At 70.0% G+C, this 19,583-nt stretch carries 24 protein-coding genes; 10 read left to right on the top strand and 14 right to left on the bottom strand.

Features of this window, described 5'->3' with window-relative positions; translation table 11 throughout:
- Positions 1-63 precede the first annotated feature (63 nt).
- The 6 genes from dprA to ACFW16_RS03325 all read right to left on the bottom strand — a co-directional run bounded on the left by dprA (position 64) and on the right by ACFW16_RS03325 (position 6,047).
- A complete protein-coding gene (gene dprA, locus ACFW16_RS03350) occupies positions 64-1,203 on the bottom strand; it encodes a DNA-processing protein DprA (protein ID WP_380301854.1) in 1,140 nt (379 codons plus the stop codon).
- Positions 1,204-1,263: 60 nt separating this feature from the next.
- Complete coding sequence (locus ACFW16_RS03345) at positions 1,264-2,679, bottom strand: tryptophanase (protein WP_380301853.1); 1,416 nt, start codon at positions 2,677-2,679, stop codon at positions 1,264-1,266.
- 153 nt (positions 2,680-2,832) lie between these two features.
- Positions 2,833-3,486, bottom strand: coding sequence for a glycerol-3-phosphate 1-O-acyltransferase PlsY (plsY, locus tag ACFW16_RS03340; RefSeq protein ID WP_380301851.1), 654 nt, complete (start codon positions 3,484-3,486; stop codon positions 2,833-2,835).
- A gap of 69 nt (positions 3,487-3,555) precedes the next feature.
- Positions 3,556-4,791, bottom strand: coding sequence for an MFS transporter (locus tag ACFW16_RS03335; RefSeq protein ID WP_380301849.1), 1,236 nt, complete (start codon positions 4,789-4,791; stop codon positions 3,556-3,558).
- 109 nt (positions 4,792-4,900) lie between these two features.
- Positions 4,901-5,086 carry a DUF6726 family protein gene (locus ACFW16_RS03330; RefSeq protein ID WP_380301847.1) on the bottom strand — a complete coding sequence of 62 codons (186 nt, stop codon included), beginning with the start codon at positions 5,084-5,086 and terminating at the stop codon, positions 4,901-4,903.
- 94 nt (positions 5,087-5,180) lie between these two features.
- Positions 5,181-6,047, bottom strand: coding sequence for a dienelactone hydrolase family protein (locus ACFW16_RS03325; protein WP_380301845.1), 867 nt, complete (start codon positions 6,045-6,047; stop codon positions 5,181-5,183).
- A 287-nt stretch (positions 6,048-6,334) separates the two neighbouring features.
- On the opposite strand from ACFW16_RS03325, the gene ACFW16_RS03320 reads away from it, so the two are divergent.
- Positions 6,335-6,568 carry a hypothetical protein gene (locus tag ACFW16_RS03320; RefSeq protein WP_380301843.1) on the top strand — a complete coding sequence of 78 codons (234 nt, stop codon included), beginning with the start codon at positions 6,335-6,337 and terminating at the stop codon, positions 6,566-6,568.
- Between the two features lie 218 nt (positions 6,569-6,786).
- Here the strand turns inward: ACFW16_RS03320 and ACFW16_RS03315 are convergent, their stop codons facing one another.
- Both ACFW16_RS03315 and ACFW16_RS03310 read right to left on the bottom strand, forming a co-directional pair.
- The gene (locus ACFW16_RS03315; protein ID WP_380301841.1) at positions 6,787-7,368 is read right to left on the bottom strand and encodes a hypothetical protein; all 582 of its coding nucleotides are present in this window, start codon (positions 7,366-7,368) and stop codon (positions 6,787-6,789) included.
- Positions 7,369-7,468: 100 nt separating this feature from the next.
- Positions 7,469-8,677, bottom strand: coding sequence for a CaiB/BaiF CoA transferase family protein (locus ACFW16_RS03310; RefSeq protein ID WP_380301839.1), 1,209 nt, complete (start codon positions 8,675-8,677; stop codon positions 7,469-7,471).
- 186 nt (positions 8,678-8,863) lie between these two features.
- Here ACFW16_RS03310 and ACFW16_RS03305 point away from each other — a divergent pair, with 186 nt between their 5' ends.
- Positions 8,864-10,462, top strand: a complete 1,599-nt coding sequence (locus tag ACFW16_RS03305) for a peptide ABC transporter substrate-binding protein (RefSeq protein ID WP_380301837.1) — start codon at positions 8,864-8,866, stop codon at positions 10,460-10,462.
- A gap of 104 nt (positions 10,463-10,566) precedes the next feature.
- On the opposite strand, the gene ACFW16_RS03300 is transcribed toward ACFW16_RS03305, so the two are convergent.
- The 4 genes from ACFW16_RS03300 to ACFW16_RS03285 form a co-directional block, all read right to left on the bottom strand.
- Positions 10,567-10,770, bottom strand: a complete 204-nt coding sequence (locus tag ACFW16_RS03300) for a DUF1127 domain-containing protein (RefSeq protein WP_380301835.1) — start codon at positions 10,768-10,770, stop codon at positions 10,567-10,569.
- A gap of 3 nt (positions 10,771-10,773) precedes the next feature.
- The gene (locus ACFW16_RS03295) at positions 10,774-10,923 is read right to left on the bottom strand and encodes a hypothetical protein (RefSeq protein WP_380301833.1); all 150 of its coding nucleotides are present in this window, start codon (positions 10,921-10,923) and stop codon (positions 10,774-10,776) included.
- 103 nt (positions 10,924-11,026) lie between these two features.
- Complete coding sequence (locus ACFW16_RS03290; protein WP_380301831.1) at positions 11,027-11,857, bottom strand: helix-turn-helix domain-containing protein; 831 nt, start codon at positions 11,855-11,857, stop codon at positions 11,027-11,029.
- Positions 11,858-11,938: 81 nt separating this feature from the next.
- Positions 11,939-12,151, bottom strand: a complete 213-nt coding sequence (locus ACFW16_RS03285; RefSeq protein WP_380301830.1) for a DUF1127 domain-containing protein — start codon at positions 12,149-12,151, stop codon at positions 11,939-11,941.
- A gap of 128 nt (positions 12,152-12,279) precedes the next feature.
- Between ACFW16_RS03285 and ACFW16_RS03280 the strand changes: the two genes are divergently transcribed.
- The 3 genes from ACFW16_RS03280 to ACFW16_RS03270 all read left to right on the top strand — a co-directional run bounded on the left by ACFW16_RS03280 (position 12,280) and on the right by ACFW16_RS03270 (position 14,498).
- On the top strand, positions 12,280-13,617 hold the full coding sequence (locus ACFW16_RS03280; protein ID WP_380301828.1) for a PLP-dependent aminotransferase family protein: 1,338 nt from the start codon (positions 12,280-12,282) through the stop codon (positions 13,615-13,617).
- A gap of 64 nt (positions 13,618-13,681) precedes the next feature.
- Positions 13,682-13,942, top strand: coding sequence for a hypothetical protein (locus ACFW16_RS03275; protein ID WP_380301826.1), 261 nt, complete (start codon positions 13,682-13,684; stop codon positions 13,940-13,942).
- Positions 13,932-14,498, top strand: coding sequence for a hypothetical protein (locus tag ACFW16_RS03270; protein WP_380301824.1), 567 nt, complete (start codon positions 13,932-13,934; stop codon positions 14,496-14,498). Before ACFW16_RS03275 ends, ACFW16_RS03270 begins: the two co-directional genes overlap by 11 nt.
- A 3-nt stretch (positions 14,499-14,501) precedes the next feature.
- Here ACFW16_RS03270 and ruvX read toward each other — a convergent pair whose 3' ends face one another.
- Positions 14,502-14,972, bottom strand: coding sequence for a Holliday junction resolvase RuvX (ruvX, locus tag ACFW16_RS03265; protein ID WP_380301822.1), 471 nt, complete (start codon positions 14,970-14,972; stop codon positions 14,502-14,504).
- Positions 14,973-15,074: 102 nt separating this feature from the next.
- Between ruvX and gatC the strand changes: the two genes are divergently transcribed.
- The 5 genes from gatC (at position 15,075) to ACFW16_RS03240 (ending at position 18,883) form a co-directional block, all read left to right on the top strand.
- Positions 15,075-15,362, top strand: a complete 288-nt coding sequence (gatC, locus tag ACFW16_RS03260; RefSeq protein ID WP_034839555.1) for an Asp-tRNA(Asn)/Glu-tRNA(Gln) amidotransferase subunit GatC — start codon at positions 15,075-15,077, stop codon at positions 15,360-15,362.
- Entirely contained in the window at positions 15,362-16,837 is a 1,476-nt protein-coding gene (gatA, locus tag ACFW16_RS03255; RefSeq protein WP_380301820.1) for an Asp-tRNA(Asn)/Glu-tRNA(Gln) amidotransferase subunit GatA, read from the top strand. The genes gatC and gatA overlap by 1 nt, the downstream gene beginning before the upstream one ends.
- Positions 16,838-16,839: 2 nt before the next feature.
- The gene (locus tag ACFW16_RS03250) at positions 16,840-17,337 is read left to right on the top strand and encodes a GNAT family N-acetyltransferase (protein ID WP_380301818.1); all 498 of its coding nucleotides are present in this window, start codon (positions 16,840-16,842) and stop codon (positions 17,335-17,337) included.
- A 98-nt stretch (positions 17,338-17,435) separates the two neighbouring features.
- Positions 17,436-18,239: a class I SAM-dependent methyltransferase gene (locus ACFW16_RS03245; protein ID WP_380301816.1), complete on the top strand. Its 804-nt coding sequence runs from the start codon at positions 17,436-17,438 to the stop codon at positions 18,237-18,239.
- Between the two features lie 80 nt (positions 18,240-18,319).
- Positions 18,320-18,883, top strand: a complete 564-nt coding sequence (locus tag ACFW16_RS03240) for an NADPH-dependent FMN reductase (protein ID WP_380301814.1) — start codon at positions 18,320-18,322, stop codon at positions 18,881-18,883.
- An 89-nt stretch (positions 18,884-18,972) separates the two neighbouring features.
- Here ACFW16_RS03240 and ACFW16_RS03235 read toward each other — a convergent pair whose 3' ends face one another.
- The gene (locus ACFW16_RS03235) at positions 18,973-19,533 is read right to left on the bottom strand and encodes a helix-turn-helix domain-containing protein (RefSeq protein ID WP_380301812.1); all 561 of its coding nucleotides are present in this window, start codon (positions 19,531-19,533) and stop codon (positions 18,973-18,975) included.
- Positions 19,534-19,583: the final 50 nt, after the last annotated feature.

The raw sequence follows: 19,583 nt of genomic DNA, 5'->3' as shown, positions 1-19,583 counted from the left end.
AATCAAAACAGCGGCGTCGCCAGGGGGCGGCACCAGGAATAGAGGCTCACCAACGGCGGCGAGTCAGAGCAGGCTGATCCGGTTGCCGGGCTGGCGCTCGATCCGGCCGGCGAGTTCGAGCTCCAGCAGCACGGTCAGCACCACCGGCGGAGACAATTGGCAATCGCGCAACAGTTCGTCAACCGCCGTCGGCGTCGGCGACAGCCGTTCCAGCACCTGGGCCGTCGCCCGGGTCCGGTCGGTCTCGGCCCCGTCGCCGCCCTCCGGGAGGGTTGCGGGGTGGGGGCGGGACGCCGGGGGCGACACCTCCCGCAGCAGCGGGGCGGAGATCTGCGGCGCCAGCGCCTCCAGCACATGCTCGGCCGATTCGACCAGGGTGGCGCCGCCGCGGATCAGCCGGTTGCAGCCTTGGGCGCGGGGGTCGAGCGGCGATCCCGGCACCGCCAGCACCTGCCGCCCCTGCTCGGCGGCCATGCGCGCGGTGATCAGCGAGCCGGAGCGCAGCGCCGCCTCGATCACCACCACGCCGAGCGAGAGGCCGGAGATCAGCCGGTTGCGGCGCGGGAAATGGCGCGCTGTCGGCTGGGTGCCGAGGGCGCATTCCGCCACCACGAGCCCGGATTCGGCGAGGCGATCGTACAGCCCGGCATTCTCCGGCGGGTAGACGATGTCCAGCCCGCCGGCCAGCACCGCCAGCGTGCCGGTGGCGAGGGCGCCCTGATGCGCCGCGGTGTCGATGCCGCGGGCGAAGCCGGAGACCACGGTGAAGCCGGCCTCGCCCAGCTGCCGCGCCATGTCGTGGGCGAAACGGCGGCCGTTCAGCGAGGCGTTGCGGGCCCCGACCATGCCGACCATCGGCCGCGCCGGCAGGTCGCCGCGGCCCAGCAGCGACAGCACCGGCGGTGCGTCCTCGATCGCCGCCAGGGCTTCGGGGTAGTCCGGCTCGCAGGCGGCGACGATGCGGCCGCCGATCCGCGCCAGCGACTCCAGCTCGCGCCGGGCCTCGGCGGGGGAGGGCGGCTTCAGCTCGATCCGCCGGCCGCCGCGCCGCGACAGTTCCGGCAGCGCCTCGATCGCGGCGCCGGCGGAACCGTAGCGGGCGATCAGGTGATGGAAGGTGATGGGCCCGACGGCGTCGGCCCGGGCCAGGCGAAGCCAGTCCAACCGTTCGGCTTCGCTCAAGGGGCGCCGGGGCGTCGTCATCCGGTCAGCTTCGCGGCAGGGTGGCGGTCGGGTCAATCGGGATCTCGCGGAAGCTCAGCGTCAGGCGGCCGCCACCTCAGGATCGGCCGCCACCCGCAGCCGCGCCAGGAAATGCCGCAGCATGGGCGGTTCGTAGGCGAATTCCAGCCCGCGGAGCTGACGGACGCGGCCCGCCACGGCGATCAGGCAATCGGCGATATAGTCCATATGGTCGTTGGTATAGACGCGGCGCGGAATGGCCAGCCGGACCAGCTCCAGCGGCGACGGCTTCTGGTGCCCCGTCGCGGGATCCCGGCCGAGCAGCAGCGAGCCGATCTCGACGGCGCGGATTCCCCCTTCGAGATACAGCGCATTCGTCACCGCCTGCGCCGGAAACTGCGACGGCGGGATGTGCGGTGCCAGCTTCTTCGCGTCGATGAAGACGGCGTGGCCGCCGACCGGTGTCTGGATCGGGATGCCGCCGCGCCGGAGGCGCTCGCCGAGATAGGCGACCTGGGCCATACGGTAGGACAGGAAGGTCTCGTCGATGCCCTCGCGCAGCCCGATCGCCAGCGCCTCCATGTCGCGCCCGGCGAGGCCGCCATAGGTGACGAAGCCCTCGAACGGCACGCAGCGGATGCGCACGGCGTCGAACAGCGCTTCGTCGTCCCGGATGCAGCAGAGGCCGCCGATGTTCACCAGCCCGTCCTTCTTGGCGGACATCGTCATCGCGTCGCCGTACCGGAACATCTCGCGGACGATGTCGGCGATGCCCGTCTCGGCATAGCCCGGTTCGCGCTGCTGGATGAACCAGGCGTTCTCGGCGAAGCGGGCCGCATCGATCACCACCGGGATGCCGTGGCGCCGGGCGATCGCATGGACGGCGCGCATGTTCGCCATCGAGACGGGCTGGCCGCCGGTGCTGTTGCAGGTGACCGTGACGATGATGGCGGCGATGTTGGCCGGGCCGTGCTCGGCGATGGCGGTTTCGAGCCGGTCTAGGTCGAAGTCACCCTTCCAGCCGTAGTCGGAGGCGGTGTCGAAGGCCTTTTCCGTGACGACGTTGACGGCCCGCGCGCCACTCAGCTCGACATGCGCGGCCGTTGTGTCGAAGTGGTAGTTCGAGATGAAGACGGGCTGCCGGTCCCCACCCCGCATCCGCTGCACCAGGCAAGGGAACAGGATGTGCTCGGCGCCCCGGCCCTGATGGGTCGGCACGAAGAGCGGATAGCCGAACAGGTCCCGGACGGTCTCCTGCAGGAGATAGAAGCTGCGGCTGCCGGCATACGATTCGTCGCCGGTGACCAGCCCGGCCCATTGCCGGTCGCTCATCGCCCCGGTCCCGGAATCGGTCAGGAGGTCGATGTAGACGTCCTCGCCCTTCAGCAGGAAGGGGTTGTTGCCCGCCGCTTCGAGGGCGGCCTGCCGCGCGTCGGCCGTGATCGCCCGGATCGGCTCGACCATCTTGATTCGGAAAGGCTCCGGAATGCGCCGCATGGTCCGTCCTTGATGTCGCCAATCTTGCGCAAGGCCATACAAGGCAAAAAGCAGGAATTAATCAATCATGCAGATCGTAATGAAATAGAAATATCGGATTGTCGATGAATGATGCTTAAATTCATCGGACTGGATGGCGTGTAACGCTGAAGCTCAACCCGTTGCCGGTGTTTTCTTCTGGCCGATCTTCGGCTCCTCGCCCCGCAGCAGCCGGCGGATGTTGCCGTCATGACGGATGAACACCAGCACGGCGATGAACAGGGCCAGGGCCGCGCGGGGCAGGTCGGTCCAGACCGCACCGAAGATGGTCACGCCGGACAGGGCCAAGGCCAGCACCGGCGCCGCGGCGACCGCGGTCAGCGATGCCAGCGAGGAGTAGCGGAACAGGACGGCCGTCACGAGCCAGATCAGGCAGCACAGCACGCCGACCGGCCAGGCGATCGCCAGCAGCGTGCCCAGCGCCGTGGCCACGCCCTTGCCGCCCTTGAAACCGAGCCAGACCGGGTAGTTGTGGCCCAGCATGGCGCCGCCGCCGGCCAGCACCGCCAGCAGCGGGTCGAACAGGCCGGCGACCAGCACGGCGACGGCGCCCTTGCCGCCGTCCAGCAGCAGCGTCGCCAGGGCCAGGCCCTTGTGGCCGGTGCGCAGCACGTTGGTGGCGCCGATGTTGCCGGAGCCGATGGCGCGGATGTCGCCCAGCCCCGCCGCGCGGGTCAGCACCAGGCCGAACGGGATCGAGCCGAGCAGGTAGCCGAGCACCGCCGCGGCGGCGAGCGCCCAGATCGAGGTCGGGTCGAATGAGGACATGAGCGAATCCGTTCCTGCGCCGCGACCATCATGGCGATTTTCCCGGCCGTGGGAACGGCGATCTCTGCGTCAGGCGGCGTGGTTCAGGTGGCGGATCCGGCGCAGCTGCGGGAACCAGGCCGACCACAGCGTGGCCACGGCCATGGTGCCGAGGCCGCCGATCACCACCGCCGGCACCACGCCGATCAGCGCCGCCGAGAGGCCGGCGCGGAACTCGCCGACCTCGTTCGAGGCGCCGACGAACACCACGTTCACGGCATTGACCCGGCCGCGCAGCGGATCCGGCGTCCACAGCTGGATCAGGATCTCGCGGACATAGACGCTGACCATGTCGAAGGCGCCCATCAGGATCAGCGCCACGATCGACAGCCAGGGCAGGGTGGAGGCGCCGAAGACGCAGGTGAAGGCGCCGAAGCCGGCGACGCAGATGAACATGATCAGCCCGGCGCGGTCCTCGATCGGCCGGCGGGCCAGCCAGATCGCGGTGACCAGCGCGCCGATGCCGGGGCCGGCCCGCAGCAGGCCGAGCCCCCAGGGGCCGACGTCGAGAATGTCGCGGGCATAGACCGGCAGCAGCGCCGTCGCGCCGCCCAAGAGCACGGCGAAGAGGTCGAGCGATATCGCGCCCAGCACCACCTTCTCGCCCCAGATGTAGCGGAAGCCGGCGCCCAGGCTGTGCCAGCTCGCCGGCTCCGGCACGGTCTTCTGCGCCGGCTTCGGGACCAGCGCCACCAGGACGACCGAGACCGCCATCAGCGCCGCGGCGCTGGCGTAGGGCACCTCCGGCGCCAGGCCGTAGAGCAGGCCGCCGATCACCGGGCCGGTGATGGTGCCGATCTGCCAGGAGGAGGAGTTCCAGGCGATCGCGGTCGACAGGTCCGCCGTCGGCACCAGGTTGGGCAGCAGCGACTGCGCCGCCGGGTTGAGGAAGGCGCGGGCGATGCCGAGGGCCGCGAGGATCACGAAGATCGGCCAGACCCGATGGTCGCCGCCGATGGTGATGGCCAGCAGCGCCAGGGCGCACAGGATCTCTCCTGCGATGCAGACCGCCATGATCATCCGCCGGTTGTAGCGGTCGGCGGCGGCGCCGGTGATCAGCACCAGCAGCAGCGACGGCAGGAACTGCACCAGCCCGACCAGGCCGAGGTCGAACGGGTCGCGGGTCAGGTCGTAGACCTGCCAGCCGACCGCGACGCTGACGAACTGCACCGCGAAGGTCGCGATCAGCTTGGCGGTCCAGTAGTAGGCGAAGCCGCGATGGCGGAAGACGCTTCCGGAATCGGCGGCGGAGGGATCGGCGGTCATCGGCGGCCCGGCGGACAGGGGCGCCGACCATAGCGAAGCGCGGTGATCGGCGGAACCCGGATCGCCGGGATGGCTGCCCGGCGATCCGCCCGGGCCCGCCGGCCCGCGATCAGTCGATGGCGTCGCCGGTGGCGTCCAGCGGGGCGGCGACGGGATGGCCGACCACCGGCACGGCCTTGACCACGGCGCCGGTGACGCGGAACGGCGCGGCGACGACGCCGCAGCCGGCCAGGGCGACGGCCGCGGCGGCCAGGACCAGCCAGCGGGACTGTCGGTGGTGAGCGCGGGTCATCATCTCTCGTCCTTCGTCTGCTTCCGGGAATGGAACGGCGTCGGTGCCTGCATCATAACACTCCCGCCGCCGGGATGGGGCCGGTCGCCCGGCCGGGTCAGAGCCCGTGCGCCCGGAACCAGGCCTGCAGCCGCTTCCAGCCATCCTCGGCCGGGCCCTGGCGATAGCTCGGCCGGTAGTCGGCGTTGAAGGCGTGCGGCGTGTCCGGATAGACCACGAGCTCGACGGTCTTGCCGGCCTTTTTCGCCGCGGCCTCCATCTGCCGCACGGTGTCGACCGGGATGCCGGTGTCGGCGCCGCCATAGAGGCCCAGCACCGGGGCGTGCAGATCGGCCACCAGGTCGATCGGGTTCTTCGGCTGCAGCGGGGTGGGATCGCCGACCAGCTTGCCGTACCAGGCGACTCCGGCCGTGAGCTTCGGGTTGTGCTCGGCATAGAGCCAGACGATCCGGCCGCCCCAGCAGAAGCCGGTGATGCCCAGCCGGGCGGCGTCGCCCCCGTCGGTGGCGGCGAAGGCGGCGGTGGCGTCGAGGTCGGACAGCACCTGTTCGTCCGGCACCTTGGCCACGATGGTCGAGATCAGCTGCTGGATGTCGCTGATCTTGCCGGCGTCGCCCTGCCGGGCATAGAGCTCGGTCGCGATCGCGTAGTAGCCGATCTTGGCCAGGCGGCGGCAGATGTCCTTGATGTGCTCGTGCACGCCGAAGATCTCCTGCACCACCAGGATCACCGGCGCCGGGCCGCCGGCCTTGGGCTTGGCCCGATAGGCCGGGATCTTGCCGTCCTGGACCGGCACCTGCACCTCGCCGGCGTCCAGCCCCTCGGTGTCGGTGGTGATGGCGGCCGCCGAGACCGGCCGGGTGGCGAGCGCGAAGCCCGCGATCAGCGAGGTCATGGCGAAGCCCCGGCGGGTCAGGTCGGCGGAATGACGGAGGCTCGAAATGTCGGAAGCGAAGCTGGTCATGGAAGGCCCCTTCGTGGTCGACGGCGGCAGCCGGAAATGCGCTGCGGCCCGTTTGCGAACGATAGGGAAGCGCCGAGGCGCCTGTCGACCGCTGCATCGCCGCAGCCGATATGGCGGGCCCGTCGCCTGAGGAACGGGCCCCGAGTCAGCCGGGGCTGCAAGTTTACGAAGAGTTTAGGCGCCTTACTAAGAGTTAACATGCTTTGGAGGGGCGACTCATGGCGTTCTCTTGCTGCGCGGCACTGTCGGATGTGCCGTTTCGACACGGCTCCCGGGAGCGCTAGACTATGCGGAAACTTATCCTCGCCGGCATCATGACGTTGGCTCTGCCGGTCGCCGCCTTCGCCCAGACTTCGGGCGCGACGGACACGACCGCCGCGCCGGCGGCGACCGCCCACAAGACGACCCATCACACGGCGCATCGCCGTGCGCACACCACCAAGCATGCCAGGAAGCATGCCCGGACCCACAAGAAGACCAGCTCGACGACGGCGGCGCCGTCGTCCACCCCCGTGAACTGATCGCTTCTCTCCCCCTTCCAGCGATCGTTCATGAAACCCCGGCGTCGGGCCTCGGCGCCGGGGTTCTTTTCAGACAAGGCGAGATCGACGACGGCGACGCTGTCGTCCAATCCAGTGGACTGATCGCTTCTCTCCCCCTTCCAGCGATCATTCACGAAACCCCGGCGTCGGGCCTCGGCGCCGGGGTTCTTTTTTGTTCAGCCGATGACAGGCCCGCCTCAGCGGACGCTCTGGGCCAGCAGCTGGTTGCGCACCTCGACATGCGGATAGCCGGTCACGGTGGCGGAGCGCCCGATACGGCCGGCGTCGCCCGGGACCACGACGGTCCAGGCCTCGGTCGGGGTCTGCAGGCGGAACGAGGTGACGCCGCCCAGATGGGTGACGCCGTCGACATGGCCGGTCACGGTGATCGGCATGTCGGTGGCGTATTCGCGCGGATCGGCTGGCGCCGGCCCGCTCGGCATCGCCGTGACCGGCGGGTGCCGCGGCTGCATGCCGCCATGCACCAGATAGGGCTGCTGGATCCGGAGGTTGGGGTCGGTCGGATAGGTCGTCACCGGCTCGGCCATCACGGGTGGCGGCGGCGGGGCGACGACCGCGGGCGCGGGCCGCACGATCGCCGTCGGGGCCGGTTGCACGATGGTCGGGGCCGGCGCCGGTGCGACGACCGTCGGCGCCGGCGCGGGGGTGATCACCGTCGGGGTCGGCTGCGGCACGACGACGGTCTGGGCCATGGCCGGCGCTGCAACCAGCAACGCGGCCAGGGCGGCGGCGGACGCCGCATGCACGGTCTTGGCCATGTCTCTGCTCTCCTTCTCGGCGCCAGGCACAACCAAGCTGTGGCGCGCCCGTCACGGGTGCGCGCGCCTCGCCGGCGCATGACGCCAGCCTCAGTTCCCCTTAATAACGCCCGGAAGCGGCTTTCGGTTCGCCGAGCCAGTCCTGCAGCACCTCTTCGCCGTCCGCGCCGCACACCGGCGGGGCGTGGCGATAGCTGACCGGCGTCTCGGACAGCCTGATCGGGCTGCCGATCAGGGCGACCGGTTCCGGCGCCAGCGGATGCGCCATCTCGATCCGCATTCCCCGGGCCGCGACCTGCGGGTCGGCGAAGACCTGGTCGATGGTGTTGATCGGCCCGCAGGGCACCTGCCGGGCCTCCAGCGCCTCGAGCCAATGGCCGCGCGGCTTCTCCGCGATCAGCCCGGCGACGATCGGCACCAGCACCTCGCGGTTGCGCACCCGCGCCTGGTTGGTGGCGAAGCGTGGGTCGGCCGCCAGATCCGGCCGGCCGGCGACGGCGCAGAACTTGGCGAATTGCGAATCGTTGCCGATCGCCAGGATCAGGTACTCGTCCGCCGCCCGGAACGCCTGGTAGGGCACGATGGTCGGATGGCCGTTGCCGGTGCGCGGCGTCGGCACGCCGGAGGTCAGGTAGTACTGGCCGGCGTTGGACAGCCAGGCCACCTGGGTGTCCAGGAGCGCCATGTCGACCAGCTGGCCGCGCCCGGTGCGGCGGCGGTGGTCGAGCGCGGCGAGGATGCCGATCGTGGCATAGGTGCCGGTCATCAGGTCGGCGATGGCGACGCCGACCTTCATCGGCTCGCCGTCGACAGGTCCGGTCAGGCTCATGATCCCGCCCATGGCCTGGATCAGGTAGTCGTAGCCGGCGCGCGCGGCATAGGGGCCGGTCTGGCCGAAGCCGGTGATCGAGCAGTAGATCAGCGCCGGGAACTCGTCCTTCAGGTCGTCATAGCCGAGGCCGTAGCGGGCGAGGTCGCCGAGCTTGTAGTTCTCGACCAGCACGTCGGCCCTGGCCACCAGCCGGCGCAGCAGGGCGCGGCCCTCGTCCTTGGTGAAGTCGATGGCGATCGACCGCTTGTTGCGGTTGGCGCTGAGGTAGTAGGCGCTCTCGGTCGTGTCGGCGCCGTCGGCATCCTGCAGGAAGGGCGGGCCCCATTTCCGCGTGTCGTCGCCGACGCCCGGCCGCTCGACCTTGACCACGTCGGCGCCGAGGTCGCCCAGGATCTGGGTTGCGCTGGGGCCGGCCAGCACGCGGGTCAGGTCGAGCACCTTGAGGCCGGCCAGGGCGCCGGCGGGGCTGTCGATCATTCTCTTGAACCTTCCTCCTGGGGACGTCCTGGTTAGCCCAGGCGGGGCGGGGCCGCAATCGGCGCAGGTCCGGGCGGATCATGACCCCAGGTTAAGACCTTCCTCCTTTTTGGCACGGGCGCGCCGGTGGTATAGGCCATAGCCTTGGGCCTCGAAGAAAAGGCCAGCCCAACAGGGGGTAAAACGATGCAAGGCTTCTCCAGGGTTCTCGTCCGCGGCCTGCTGGCGGCGGCGCTGCTGGGCGGGATGTCGCAGATCGCCGTAGCCGAGATGGTGCTGAACGCCGGCAACAGCCAGGAGCCGGAATCGCTCGACATCCACAAATCCTCGGGCATCAGCGAGGCGAACATCCAGAACGACCTGTTCGAGGGCCTGCTGACCCAGGACGCCAAGGCGCAGCCGATCCCCGGCGCGGCCGAGAGCTGGACCGTCTCCGACGACGGCAAGACCTACACCTTCAAGCTGCGCGCCGACGGCAAATGGTCGGACGGCACGCCGGTGACGGCCGGCGACTTCGTCTTCGCCTGGAAGCGCCTGCTGGACCAGAAGACGGCCAGCCCCTACGGCTATTTCATCGACCAGGTGGTCAACGCCAAGGACATCCGCCTCGGCAACAAGCCGGCCGACACGCTCGGGGTCAAGGCGGTCGACGACCGCACCTTCGAGGTCACGCTGGTGGGGCCGACGCCGTACTTCCTGTCGACCCTGACCCATCACGCGACCTTCCCGCTCAGCCGCGCCAATATCGAGAAGTTCGGCGACGACTACATCAAGCCGGGCAGCCTGGTGTCGAACGGCGCCTACAAGCTGGCCGAGGCGGTGCCGCAATCCCATGTGAAGCTGATCAAGAACCCCGAGTTCCACGCCTCCGCCGACGTCAAGATCGACACCGTCAACTACTTCGTGACCGAGGATGTCGACGCCGAGCTGGCGCGCTTCAAGGCCGGCGAGCTCGACTACACCTACACCCTGCCGAACCAGCAGATCCCCGAGCTGAAGCAGACCATGGCGGACGAGGTGCGGATCGTCCCCTATATCGGCACCTACTACTACACGGTCAACCTGACCCACGAGCCGTGGAAGAGCCATCCGGAGCTGCGCCACGCCCTGTCGCTGGCGATCGACCGCGACGTGATGGTCGGCAAGATCATCCAGGGCGGCGAGCTGCCGGCCTATGCCTTCGTGCCGCCGGGGATGAGCAACTACGCGGCCTGGACGCCGAAGGAGGCCGGCGAGACGCAGGCCCAGCGCGACGCCGAGGCCAAGGAGCTGTTCGCCAAGGCCGGCTACGGCCCGGACAAGCCGCTGCAGGTGGAGATCTCCTACAACACCTCCGAGAACCACAAGAGGATCGCCGTCGCCATCGGTGCCATGTGGAAGCAGAAGCTCGGCGTCGACACCACCTTGACCAATCTCGAATGGGGCACGATGCAGAGCGCGCTGCGCAAGAAGGAGTACAAGGACGTCGCCCGCACCTCCTGGATCGGCGATTTCGACGACCCCAGCAACTTCCTCGACCTGTTCCGCAGCACCAGCGGCGAGCAGAACTATCCGGGCTATGCCAGCCCGGACTACGACAGGCTGATGGATGCGGCGGTGGCCGAGGCCGACCTGGCCAAGCGCGGCCAGATCCTGGCCCAGGCCGAGCAGCTGTTCATGGCCGAGCAGGCGATCATCCCGATCTACTACTACACCAGCAAGCGGATGCTCTCGACCAAGGTTAAGGGCTGGCAGGACAACGTCCTGGACAACCATCTCAGCCGCTGGCTGACGGTCGAACGGTAGGTCTTGGTTTTGTAGGTTGGGTTCGCGAATGCGAACCCAACCTTTTGTTCGTGCGGCACGATGTTGGGTTCGCCGAGGCGAACCCAACCTACGCCGGGCCTGCGTCAGCCTCTCCAGAACGGCCGCAGCGCTTCGCGGTCGGCGGCGCTGCGCTCCAGACCGAGATCGCGCAGCTCGTGGTCGCTCAGCGTCCACAGCCGGGGGCGGGTGCGGGCCCGGCGCAGCCACAGCGCCACCAGACTCAGGAGCGGGCGGACGAAGCCGTGGCTCCCATGCGGCCTCGCGATGGTCGTCGGCAGGGCGTGCATCGCTCACTCCCCGCCCGCGGTCGAGGCGTCGGCCTCGCGCAACGCCCGGGCGCAATCCTCGCAGCACACCTCCACCGTCTGGCCGCCGATCGTCACCTTGATCGCCTCGGCGTCGAGCTCGCAGTCGCAGGCCGCGCAGGTTCTCTCGCTCATCTGGGCTCTCCTTCTCCGCCCGACATCCGGGCAAGGACAGAGGAGCATTCCGGAGGGGAAGCCCGCTGTCGGATTCTTTAGGGACTTGCGGCCCAGCCGCCGGTCAGCGCAGGCGGACCGAGCGCTGGAACTCCGCCGGGGTGCGGCCATAGGCCTGGCGGAAGGCGGCGCTGAAATGGCTGTGGCTGGAGAAGCCGAGATCGAGGCCGAGCGCGGTCAGGTCGTCGTACCCGCCCAGCAGGTCCAGCGCCCGCGCCAGCCGCAGGCGCAACTGGTAGCGGTACAGCGGCATGCCCTCGACCTGCCGGAACACCTGGGTCAGGTAGACCGGCGAGACACCGACCTCGGCCGCGATCTCGGCCAGCGTCCAGCGCCGCGCCAGGTCCGCGGACAGCGCCAGCTTGGCCCGGTCGACCAGCTTCTGCAGGCCGCGGCTGGCGCCGGCCTGGTGCGAGGTGCGCTCGCCGATGGCGCGCCGCACCAGCGTCAGCGCCAGGGTCTCCGCCTCCAGCGTCTCGGCCGCCTGGCGTCTCAGGCTGTGCCGCAGCAGCGCCACCAGGGCCTGGCTGCGCGCGTCGATGCGCAGCCGCTGCGGGCGGAAGGCCGCCGCCGCGCCGTCGTGCAGCAGCTCGGTCGGCGCCAGCTCGCGCAGCAGCGCGTCGTCGATGACGAGGTCCAGGCAGGAATCGCCGCCCGCGATCGGGTGGCTGACCCGGTAGCCCTCTCCCGGGTTGAAGAACAGAACCTGGTTGGCTTCGGCCACGGCGTCGTCGGTGCCGAGATGGCGGACGAAGACGCCGCGATAGGGGAACACCAGATGGGTGGCCGCCGCGCATTCCTCGGCGCTGCGATGCCGGCATGCGCCGCCGCAGACGACGTCGCGGATGGCGACGATCTCCGTCCGCAGCAGGGTTTCGGCCGAAATGTCGCTCATCGGGCCGCGGCGGGGCGCCGCCTCCGGCAGGGCAGGGGCTCGTCGCCCACCATACCCTGCCGGACCGGCATCTGGCGAGGCTCAGCCTCGCCAGAACGGCTTCGCCGCCTCACGCATGGCGTCGCCGCGGTCGAGGCCGAGGTCCCGCAGCTCGTGGTCGCTCAGCGAGTCGAGCTGGCGTCGGGTTCGCGCGCGCCGCAGCCAGAGCCCGAAAACCTGCCGCCATCCGGCGAAGGTCACGGGGCCGGGCAGGGCAGAGCGGGGAACGCGGCGCTCGACAACGCGCGTCGACATGGAAGGTCTCCTGTTGGCCCGCAGCCGGCGGGGCACGACGCCCGGGCCGCAATTGCGGGATTGCATTCCGAGATTGATCCGAGCATCATGTCGGTGCAATCACAGTATTGCTCTCGGAGCAATTTAGGATGCTGGACGATTTCCGCAGCATTGCCGACGCCGTCGCCGGCGAGATCGCCTCGGGGCAATTGCGCCCCGGCGACCGGCTGCCGCCGCAGCGCGACTTCGCCTATCGCCGCGGCATCGCCGCCTCCACCGCCGCCCGGGTCTATGCCGAGCTGACGCGGCGCGGGCTGGTGTTGGGCGAGGTCGGGCGCGGCACCTTCGTCCGCGCCGCGGCGACAGTGCCGGCCTCGGTGCTGGCCGAGCCCTGGCAGGCGCCGATCAACCTCGAATCCAGCTTCCCGATCCTGCCCGGCCAGCCGGCCGCCCTGGCCCAGGGGCTGCAGGCACTGATGCGGCCGGATGCGCTGGGCCTGGCGCTGCGGGCGGTGCCGGCGGCCGGCACCCAGGCGGCGCGGGCGGTGGCGGCGTCGTTCCTGGCGCAGCCCGGCTGGTCGCCGGAGCCGGCGCGGGTGCTGTTCGCCGGCAACGGCCGGCAGGCGATCGCGGCGGCGCTGTCGGCCCTGGCGCCGGTCGGCGGCCGGGTCGGGGTCGAGGCGCTGACCTATCCGGTGATCAAGGGCATTGCCGCGCGGCTCGGCATCGCGCTGGTGCCGATCGCGATGGACGCCGAAGGGCTGCGGCCGGACGCGCTGGAGGCGGCACATCACGCCGCGCCGCTGCGTGGGGTCTATCTGCAGCCGGTGCTGCACAACCCGCTCGGCCTGTCGATGCCGCCCGGCCGGCGGGCGGATCTGGCGGCGCTGCTGCAGCGGCTCGACCTGATCGCGGTCGAGGACCGGGTGTTCAGCTTCCTGGCCGACGAGGTGCCGCTGGCGGCGCTGGCGCCGGACCATGCGATCGTGATCGACAGCCTGTCCAAGCGCCTCGCGCCCGGGCTGACCCTGGGCTTTGCGGTGGCGCCGAGCGCCCTGGTCGAGCGCATGGTGGCGGCGATCCGCTCCGGCCCCTGGAGCCCGGGCGGCCTGGCGCTCGAGGCGGCATCGCGCTGGATGGCCGACGGCACGGTGGCGGCGCTGGTGGCGGAGAAGCGGCAGGACGCCCGCGCCCGCCAGGCGATCGCCCGGGCGGCGCTGGAGGGGCTGGAGATCCGGGGCGATCCGCGCGCCTACCATCTCTGGCTCGAGCTGCCGGAGGGCTGGCGGGCGGAGGCTTTCGCCGCCGCGGCCGCGCGCAAGGGCATCGCCCTGACCCCCGGTCCGGCCTACGCCACCGGCCCGGGCCACGCGCCGGCCGCGGTGCGGCTGGCCCTGGCGTCGCCGGCGCCGGCGGTGCTGCGCGAGGCGCTGGAGACGCTGGCCCGGCTGGCGCGGACCGAGCCGGACCAGATCGCGGTGGATTGATCCGACCTCGCGCTCAAGACCCAAGCGCGATATTGTTCTCTCCGGTTTTGAAGGACGTTTGCCGATGCAGGCCGACCTCACGGAAATTGAGCAGATCGTCACCGACGTCACGAAGCGGACGATCCTCGGCCGCTCTTTGCATGACGTTCATGTCGAGCAGGATGCCGGGGATGACGGTGAGGGGCTGCTGCGTGTCTCGATCGATGCCGGTCCGCTGGATGACGTGTCCGATGACGATCTAGTTGACCTGATCCGGCAGATTGAGGATGCCGTGGCCGAAAAGGATAATCGTTTTCCGATCGTTTATTTTGCCGATGCAGCGTGATGAGCGCGCCTATGACGGGCAGATTCTGGCGGCTGCCCTTCGGCTCGAAAGCCGCGGGGGGCGACCGGGAAAATTGCCGAGGGCGCGAGCTGCCAGAAGCATTTCGACCTCATACTACGCCCTTTTTCACTTCCTGACCGAGGAGGCGGGGAAGCTTGTCTTCGGAAGCGGCGGCGCCTCGCTTCGTCGCCGGCGGATCTTTGCCCGCGCTTTCGGTCACAAGGGGATCAGACTCGCCTTCATCAAAATCGAGGGCAAAGCGATCGACAAGTCCATCGTCGACTTTCTGCGAGGGGATGCTGTCGGTGTCGATGATCAGGCGCCGCACTTCGCCCGAGAGATGGCCCGGACATTTCTCCTGGCCCAGGCGAAGCGGGAAGCCGCGGATTATGACCTGAACATGCCTCTTGGCCGCGACGATGCCAGAACCTTGCGTCGGCGCGTCAGCCAGGCCATTGCTGAATGGCGTATGGCGACTGGCCAAGCTGATCGGGACTTCAAGCGGGCCATTTGCATGCTGATGCTGCTGAACGGCCAGTTGCGCAAGGGCGATTGACCGTTACCCCGCCTCGAACCGCAGCGCGTCCAGCGCGCCCTGCAGGATCCAGGCGGCGGCGGCGGTGTCCACCGCCTTGGCCCGCTTCTTCCGGGTGACGTCGAACTCGATCATCTGGCGCTGCACAGCCATGGTCGACAGCCGCTCGTCCCAGAAGGCGATCGGCAGGTCGCGCAGCTTCAAGAGGTCCTTGGCGAAGGCGCGCACCGATTGGCAGCGCGGCCCCTCGCTGCCGTCCATGTTGACCGGCAGGCCGATCACCAGCCCGGCGACGCCGCGGTCGTCGACGATGCGCAGCAGCTCCTGCGCATCCGGCGTGAACTTGGTGCGGCGGATGGTGCCGATCGGCGAGGCCAGCGACAGGCCGGGGTCGGACACCGCCATGCCGATGGTCTTTTCCCCGAGATCCAGGCCGATCAGCCGCCCGCCGGGGGCCAGCCGCGGCTTCAGGTCGCGAAGATTGCAGACCGCCATATCGGGTGATACCTTCCGCGCCGTTTTCCCGTCGGCCGTCCCCCGCGGTTCCGGCCCCATGCCGGCCCCGGTCGGCCTCCGATCCCCGGAGATGACTACGACATGTCGCTCGACAGAGCCACCGTCGCGAAGATCGCGCATCTGGCCCGTATCCGCCTCGACGAGGCGGAGCTCGATTCCATGACCGGCGAATTGTCCGGCATCCTGGATTTCGTGGAGCAACTGGCCGAGGTGAACACCGACGGGGTCGAGCCGATGACCAGCGTGGCGCAGCAGGGGCTGCGGCGCCGGCCGGACGAGGTGACCGACGGCGGCTATCCCGAGAAGGTGCTGGCCAACGCGCCCTCGGCCAAGGCCGGGTTCTTCACCGTGCCGAAGGTGGTCGAGTGATGTCGAAGCCGACGCATCTGACCCTCGCCGACGCGCGCGACGCGCTGAAGAAGCGCGAGATCTCCTCGGTCGAGCTGACCACGGCGCATGTGGCCGCGGTGGAGAGCCTGCGCGGGCTCAACGCCTTCGTCACCGAGACGCCGGACAAGGCGATCGAGATGGCCAAGGCCTCCGACGCCAAGCTCGCTCGCGGCGAGGGCGGCCCGCTGGAGGGCCTGCCGATCGCGATTAAAGACCTGTTCTGCACCGAGGGCGTGCGCACCACGGCCGGCAGCGCCATCCTCGGCAACTTCGTGCCGCCCTATGAATCGACCGTCACCAGCCATCTGTGGCGCGACGGCGCGGTGATGCTGGGCAAGCTGAACATGGACGAGTTCGCCATGGGCTCGGCCAACATCACCTCCGCTTACGGCAACGTCGAGAACCCGTGGCGGCGGCAGGACGGCAGCAACGCCAAGCTGGTGCCGGGCGGGTCCTCCGGCGGCTCGGCGGCCTCGGTCGCGGCGCGCATGACGCTGGCGGCGACCGGCACCGACACCGGCGGGTCGATCCGCCAGCCGGCCGCCTTCACCGGCATCGTCGGCATCAAGCCGACCTATGGCCGCTGCTCGCGCTGGGGCGTGGTCGCCTTCGCCTCGTCGCTCGACCAGGCCGGGCCGATGGCGCGGAATGTGCGGGACGCGGCGATCATGCTGCGCTCGATGGCCGGCTTCGACCCGAAGGATTCGACCAGCGTCGACTTGGGCGTGCCGGATTTCGAGGCGGCGCTGACCGGCGACATCCGCGGCCTGAAGGTCGGCATTCCGAAGGAGTACCGGGTCGACGGCATGCCGGCGGAGATCGAGCGCGTCTGGCATCAGGGCGCCGAGTGGCTGCGCGCGGCGGGGGCGGAGATCGTCGAGGTCTCGCTGCCGCACACCAAATACGCGCTGCCGACATACTATATCGTCGCCCCGGCCGAGGCCTCGTCCAACCTGGCGCGCTATGACGGCGTGCGCTACGGCCTGCGCGAGACCGGCGGCAGCCTGAACGAGCTGTACGAGAACACCCGCGCCGCCGGCTTCGGCCGCGAGGTCAAGCGCCGGGTGATGATCGGCACCTATGTGCTGTCGGCCGGCTATTACGACGCCTACTACACCAAGGCGCAGAAGCTGCGGACGCTGATCGCCCGCGACTTCACCGAGGCGTACAAGCGCTGCGACGTGATCCTGACGCCGACGGCGCCAAGCACCGCCTTCGCCATCGGCGAGAAGCAGGACGACCCGATCGCGATGTATCTCAACGACGTGTTCACCGTGCCGGCATCGCTGGCCGGGCTGCCCGGCCTGTCGGTGCCGGCCGGCCTCGGTGATGACGGGCTGCCGCTCGGGCTGCAGCTGCTCGGCCGGCCGTTCGACGAGGAGACGCTGCTGCGCGTCGCCGAGGTGATGGAACAGGCGGCCGGCTTCACCGCCCTGCCGCAGACCATCTCGTAATCGTGACCGGCTTCGTCATCCGCCGGCTCGAGGCTGCGGATGCCGCGGCCTATCGCGAGATCCGGCTGGAGGGGCTGGAGCGCCATCCCGAGGCGTTCGGCTCGACCTACGAGACCGAAGCCGCGCTGTCGCTGGAGGACTTCGCCCGGCGCGTCGCCGAGGTGCCGACCTTCGCGGCGGAGCGGGACGGCCGGCTGCTCGGCCTCGCCGGGCTGGCCTTGGAGAAGACGGTCAAGCGCCGCCACCGGGGGACGCTGGTGCGGATGTATGTCCGGCCCGAGGCGCACGGCACCGGCGCCGCGGACGCGCTGGTCGAGGCGGTGCTGGACCACGCCCGGGCGGAGGGCCTGGATGCGGTGCTGCTGGCGGTGATCACCGAGGCCGAGCCGGCCCGCCGCCTCTATGAGCGGCACGGTTTCAAGGCCTATGGCGTCGAGCCGGGCGCGCTGCGCATCGGCGACCGCGCCTATGACGACGAGTTGCGCATCCGCTTCCTCTGAGCTGCGTCCCCGGGTCGTCTTCGGACCGTCATCGAATCCTGCTATGCCGAGGCGAGGCGCGGGGAAGGGGGCGTCGGCACAGCCCAGGAGGCCGGTCCATGACCACGATTCCCTTCACGCCGCGGCGGTTCCGCACCGCGGCCGCCCATTACCTGCAGGGCCGGGCGGCCTATGCCGCCGGCCTGTTCCCGCGTATCGCCCGGATCTGCGGCCTCGGTCCCGACCATCGGGTGATGGATCTCGGCTGCGGGCCGGGGCAGATCGCCATCGCCCTGGCGCCCCTGGCTGGCGAGGTGATCGGCATCGACCCGGAGCCGGAGATGCTCGCGGTGGCGGCGGAGACGGCGGAGCGGGCCGGCGTCCGGGTCACTTGGCATCAGGGCAGCTCCTACGATCTCGGGCCGCAACTCGGCCGCTTCCGGCTGGTGACGATGGGCCGCTCCTTCCACTGGATGGACCGGGCCGAGACGCTGCGCCGGCTCGACGCCATGATCGATCCCGGCGGCGCCGTGGTGCTGGTCCATGACGACCACCCGAAGGTGCCAGACAATCGCTGGGTGAAGCCGTTCCGCGATCTGATCGAGGGCTATGCCGGAGGCGACAGCGCCCGGGCGATGCTGCGGTCGCCGGACTGGCTGAACCACACCGCGGTGCTGCTCGACTCGCCCTTCGGCCGGCTTGAGGAGGCGTCGGTGATCGAGCGGCGGCGGATCCCGACCGAGACCCTGATCGACCGTGCTCTGTCGATGTCCGGCACCGCGCCGGAGCGGATCGGCGACCGGGTCACGGCGCTGATCGCCGAGATCGAGGGGCTGATGGCGGAGTATGAGAGCGACGGCTTGGTGACCGAGGTCGTCACCTCCTCGGCCCTGATCGCCCGCCGGCCGGGCGAGGCCGAATAGCGCTGGCAGGCTTGCGCCGTCGCGCGGCCACCGCAAAGATCGCGGCTCACCTTTCAACCGCGCCGCAACCGGAGAGTGCCGTGCCCCTGAAGCTCCACACCGTGATCTGCAGCACCCGGCCGACCCGGATCGGCCCGGTGGTCGCCTCCTGGTTCCAGGAGATCGCCGCCGGCCACGGCCAATTCGACGCCACGCTGGTCGACCTCAAGGATTTCGACCTGCCGGTGTTCGACGAGCCGGAGCATCCGCGGCTGCAGCACTATGTGCACGAGCACACCAAGCGCTGGGCCGCCAGCGTCAGTGCCGCCGACGCCTTCGTCTTCGTCACGCCGGAATACAATTTCGGCCCGCCGCCGTCGCTGCTGAACGCGCTGAACTACCTGTACCTGGAGTGGAACTACAAGCCGGCCGGCTTCGTCAGCTATGGCGGCGCCTCGGGCGGCATGCGCTCGGTCCAGGTCGAGAAGCTGACCCTGACCACGCTGAAGGTGGTGCCGCTGACCGAGGCGGTGGCGATCCCGATGGCCTGGAACGCGGTGGCTGACGGCAAGCTCACCGTGCCGGAGACCCAGGCCAAGGCCGCGACAGCGATGCTGGACGAGCTGGCCCGCTGGGCCGAGGCGCTGAAGCCGCTGCGATCGTAGGTTGGGTTCGCGGACGCGAACCCAACAGCATTGCGTCGGCCCCGTGTTGGGTTCGCAAAGGCGAACCCAACCTACGCCAGCGGCGTCCGTTACCCCGCATGGACCCACAGGATCTCCGCCTCCTCCGGCCCGTCGGAAAGGACGGCGTGCGGCGTGCGGGTGTCGAAATAGAGGCTGTCGCCGGCGGCCAGGCGGAGCGGCGCCTCGCCGGCGAAATGCATCGTCACCGCGCCGGTCAGGACCAGGAGGAACTGCTGGCCCTCATGTTGGTCGAGCGGCCCGTAATCCAGCAGGGTCCGGGCCTTGACGCGGGCGCGCACAGGGGTGATGCGCTTGTCCGCCAGGTCGGCGCCCAAGAGCTCATGGCTGTAGCTGCGGGTCTCGTGCCGCGGCCCGGTGCCGGCCCGGGTCAGGCTGCGCGCCGCCGGGTCCGGCCGGGCCTCGCCGAACAGCCCCGCCAGGTCGACGCCGAAGCCCTGCGACAGCTTCAGCAGCACCTCGACCGTCGGCGACATCCGGCCGTTCTCGATCTTCGACAGGGTCGACTTGGCCAGGCCAGTGCGCTCGGACGCCGCCTCCAGCGTCCAGCCGCGGGTCCGGCGCAGCGCCTTCAGCCGCGGGCCGAGGCTCTGGGGCGCGTCATTGTCCATGCGCCGCAGCTAAGCATGCGCCGCCGCGCCCCGCATCTGTTTCCGATCGG

The organism is Inquilinus sp. NPDC058860 (assembly GCF_042743185.1).
Classification (GTDB): domain Bacteria; phylum Pseudomonadota; class Alphaproteobacteria; order DSM-16000; family Inquilinaceae; genus Inquilinus.
This window is presented reverse-complemented; position numbering and strand designations above follow the sequence as displayed.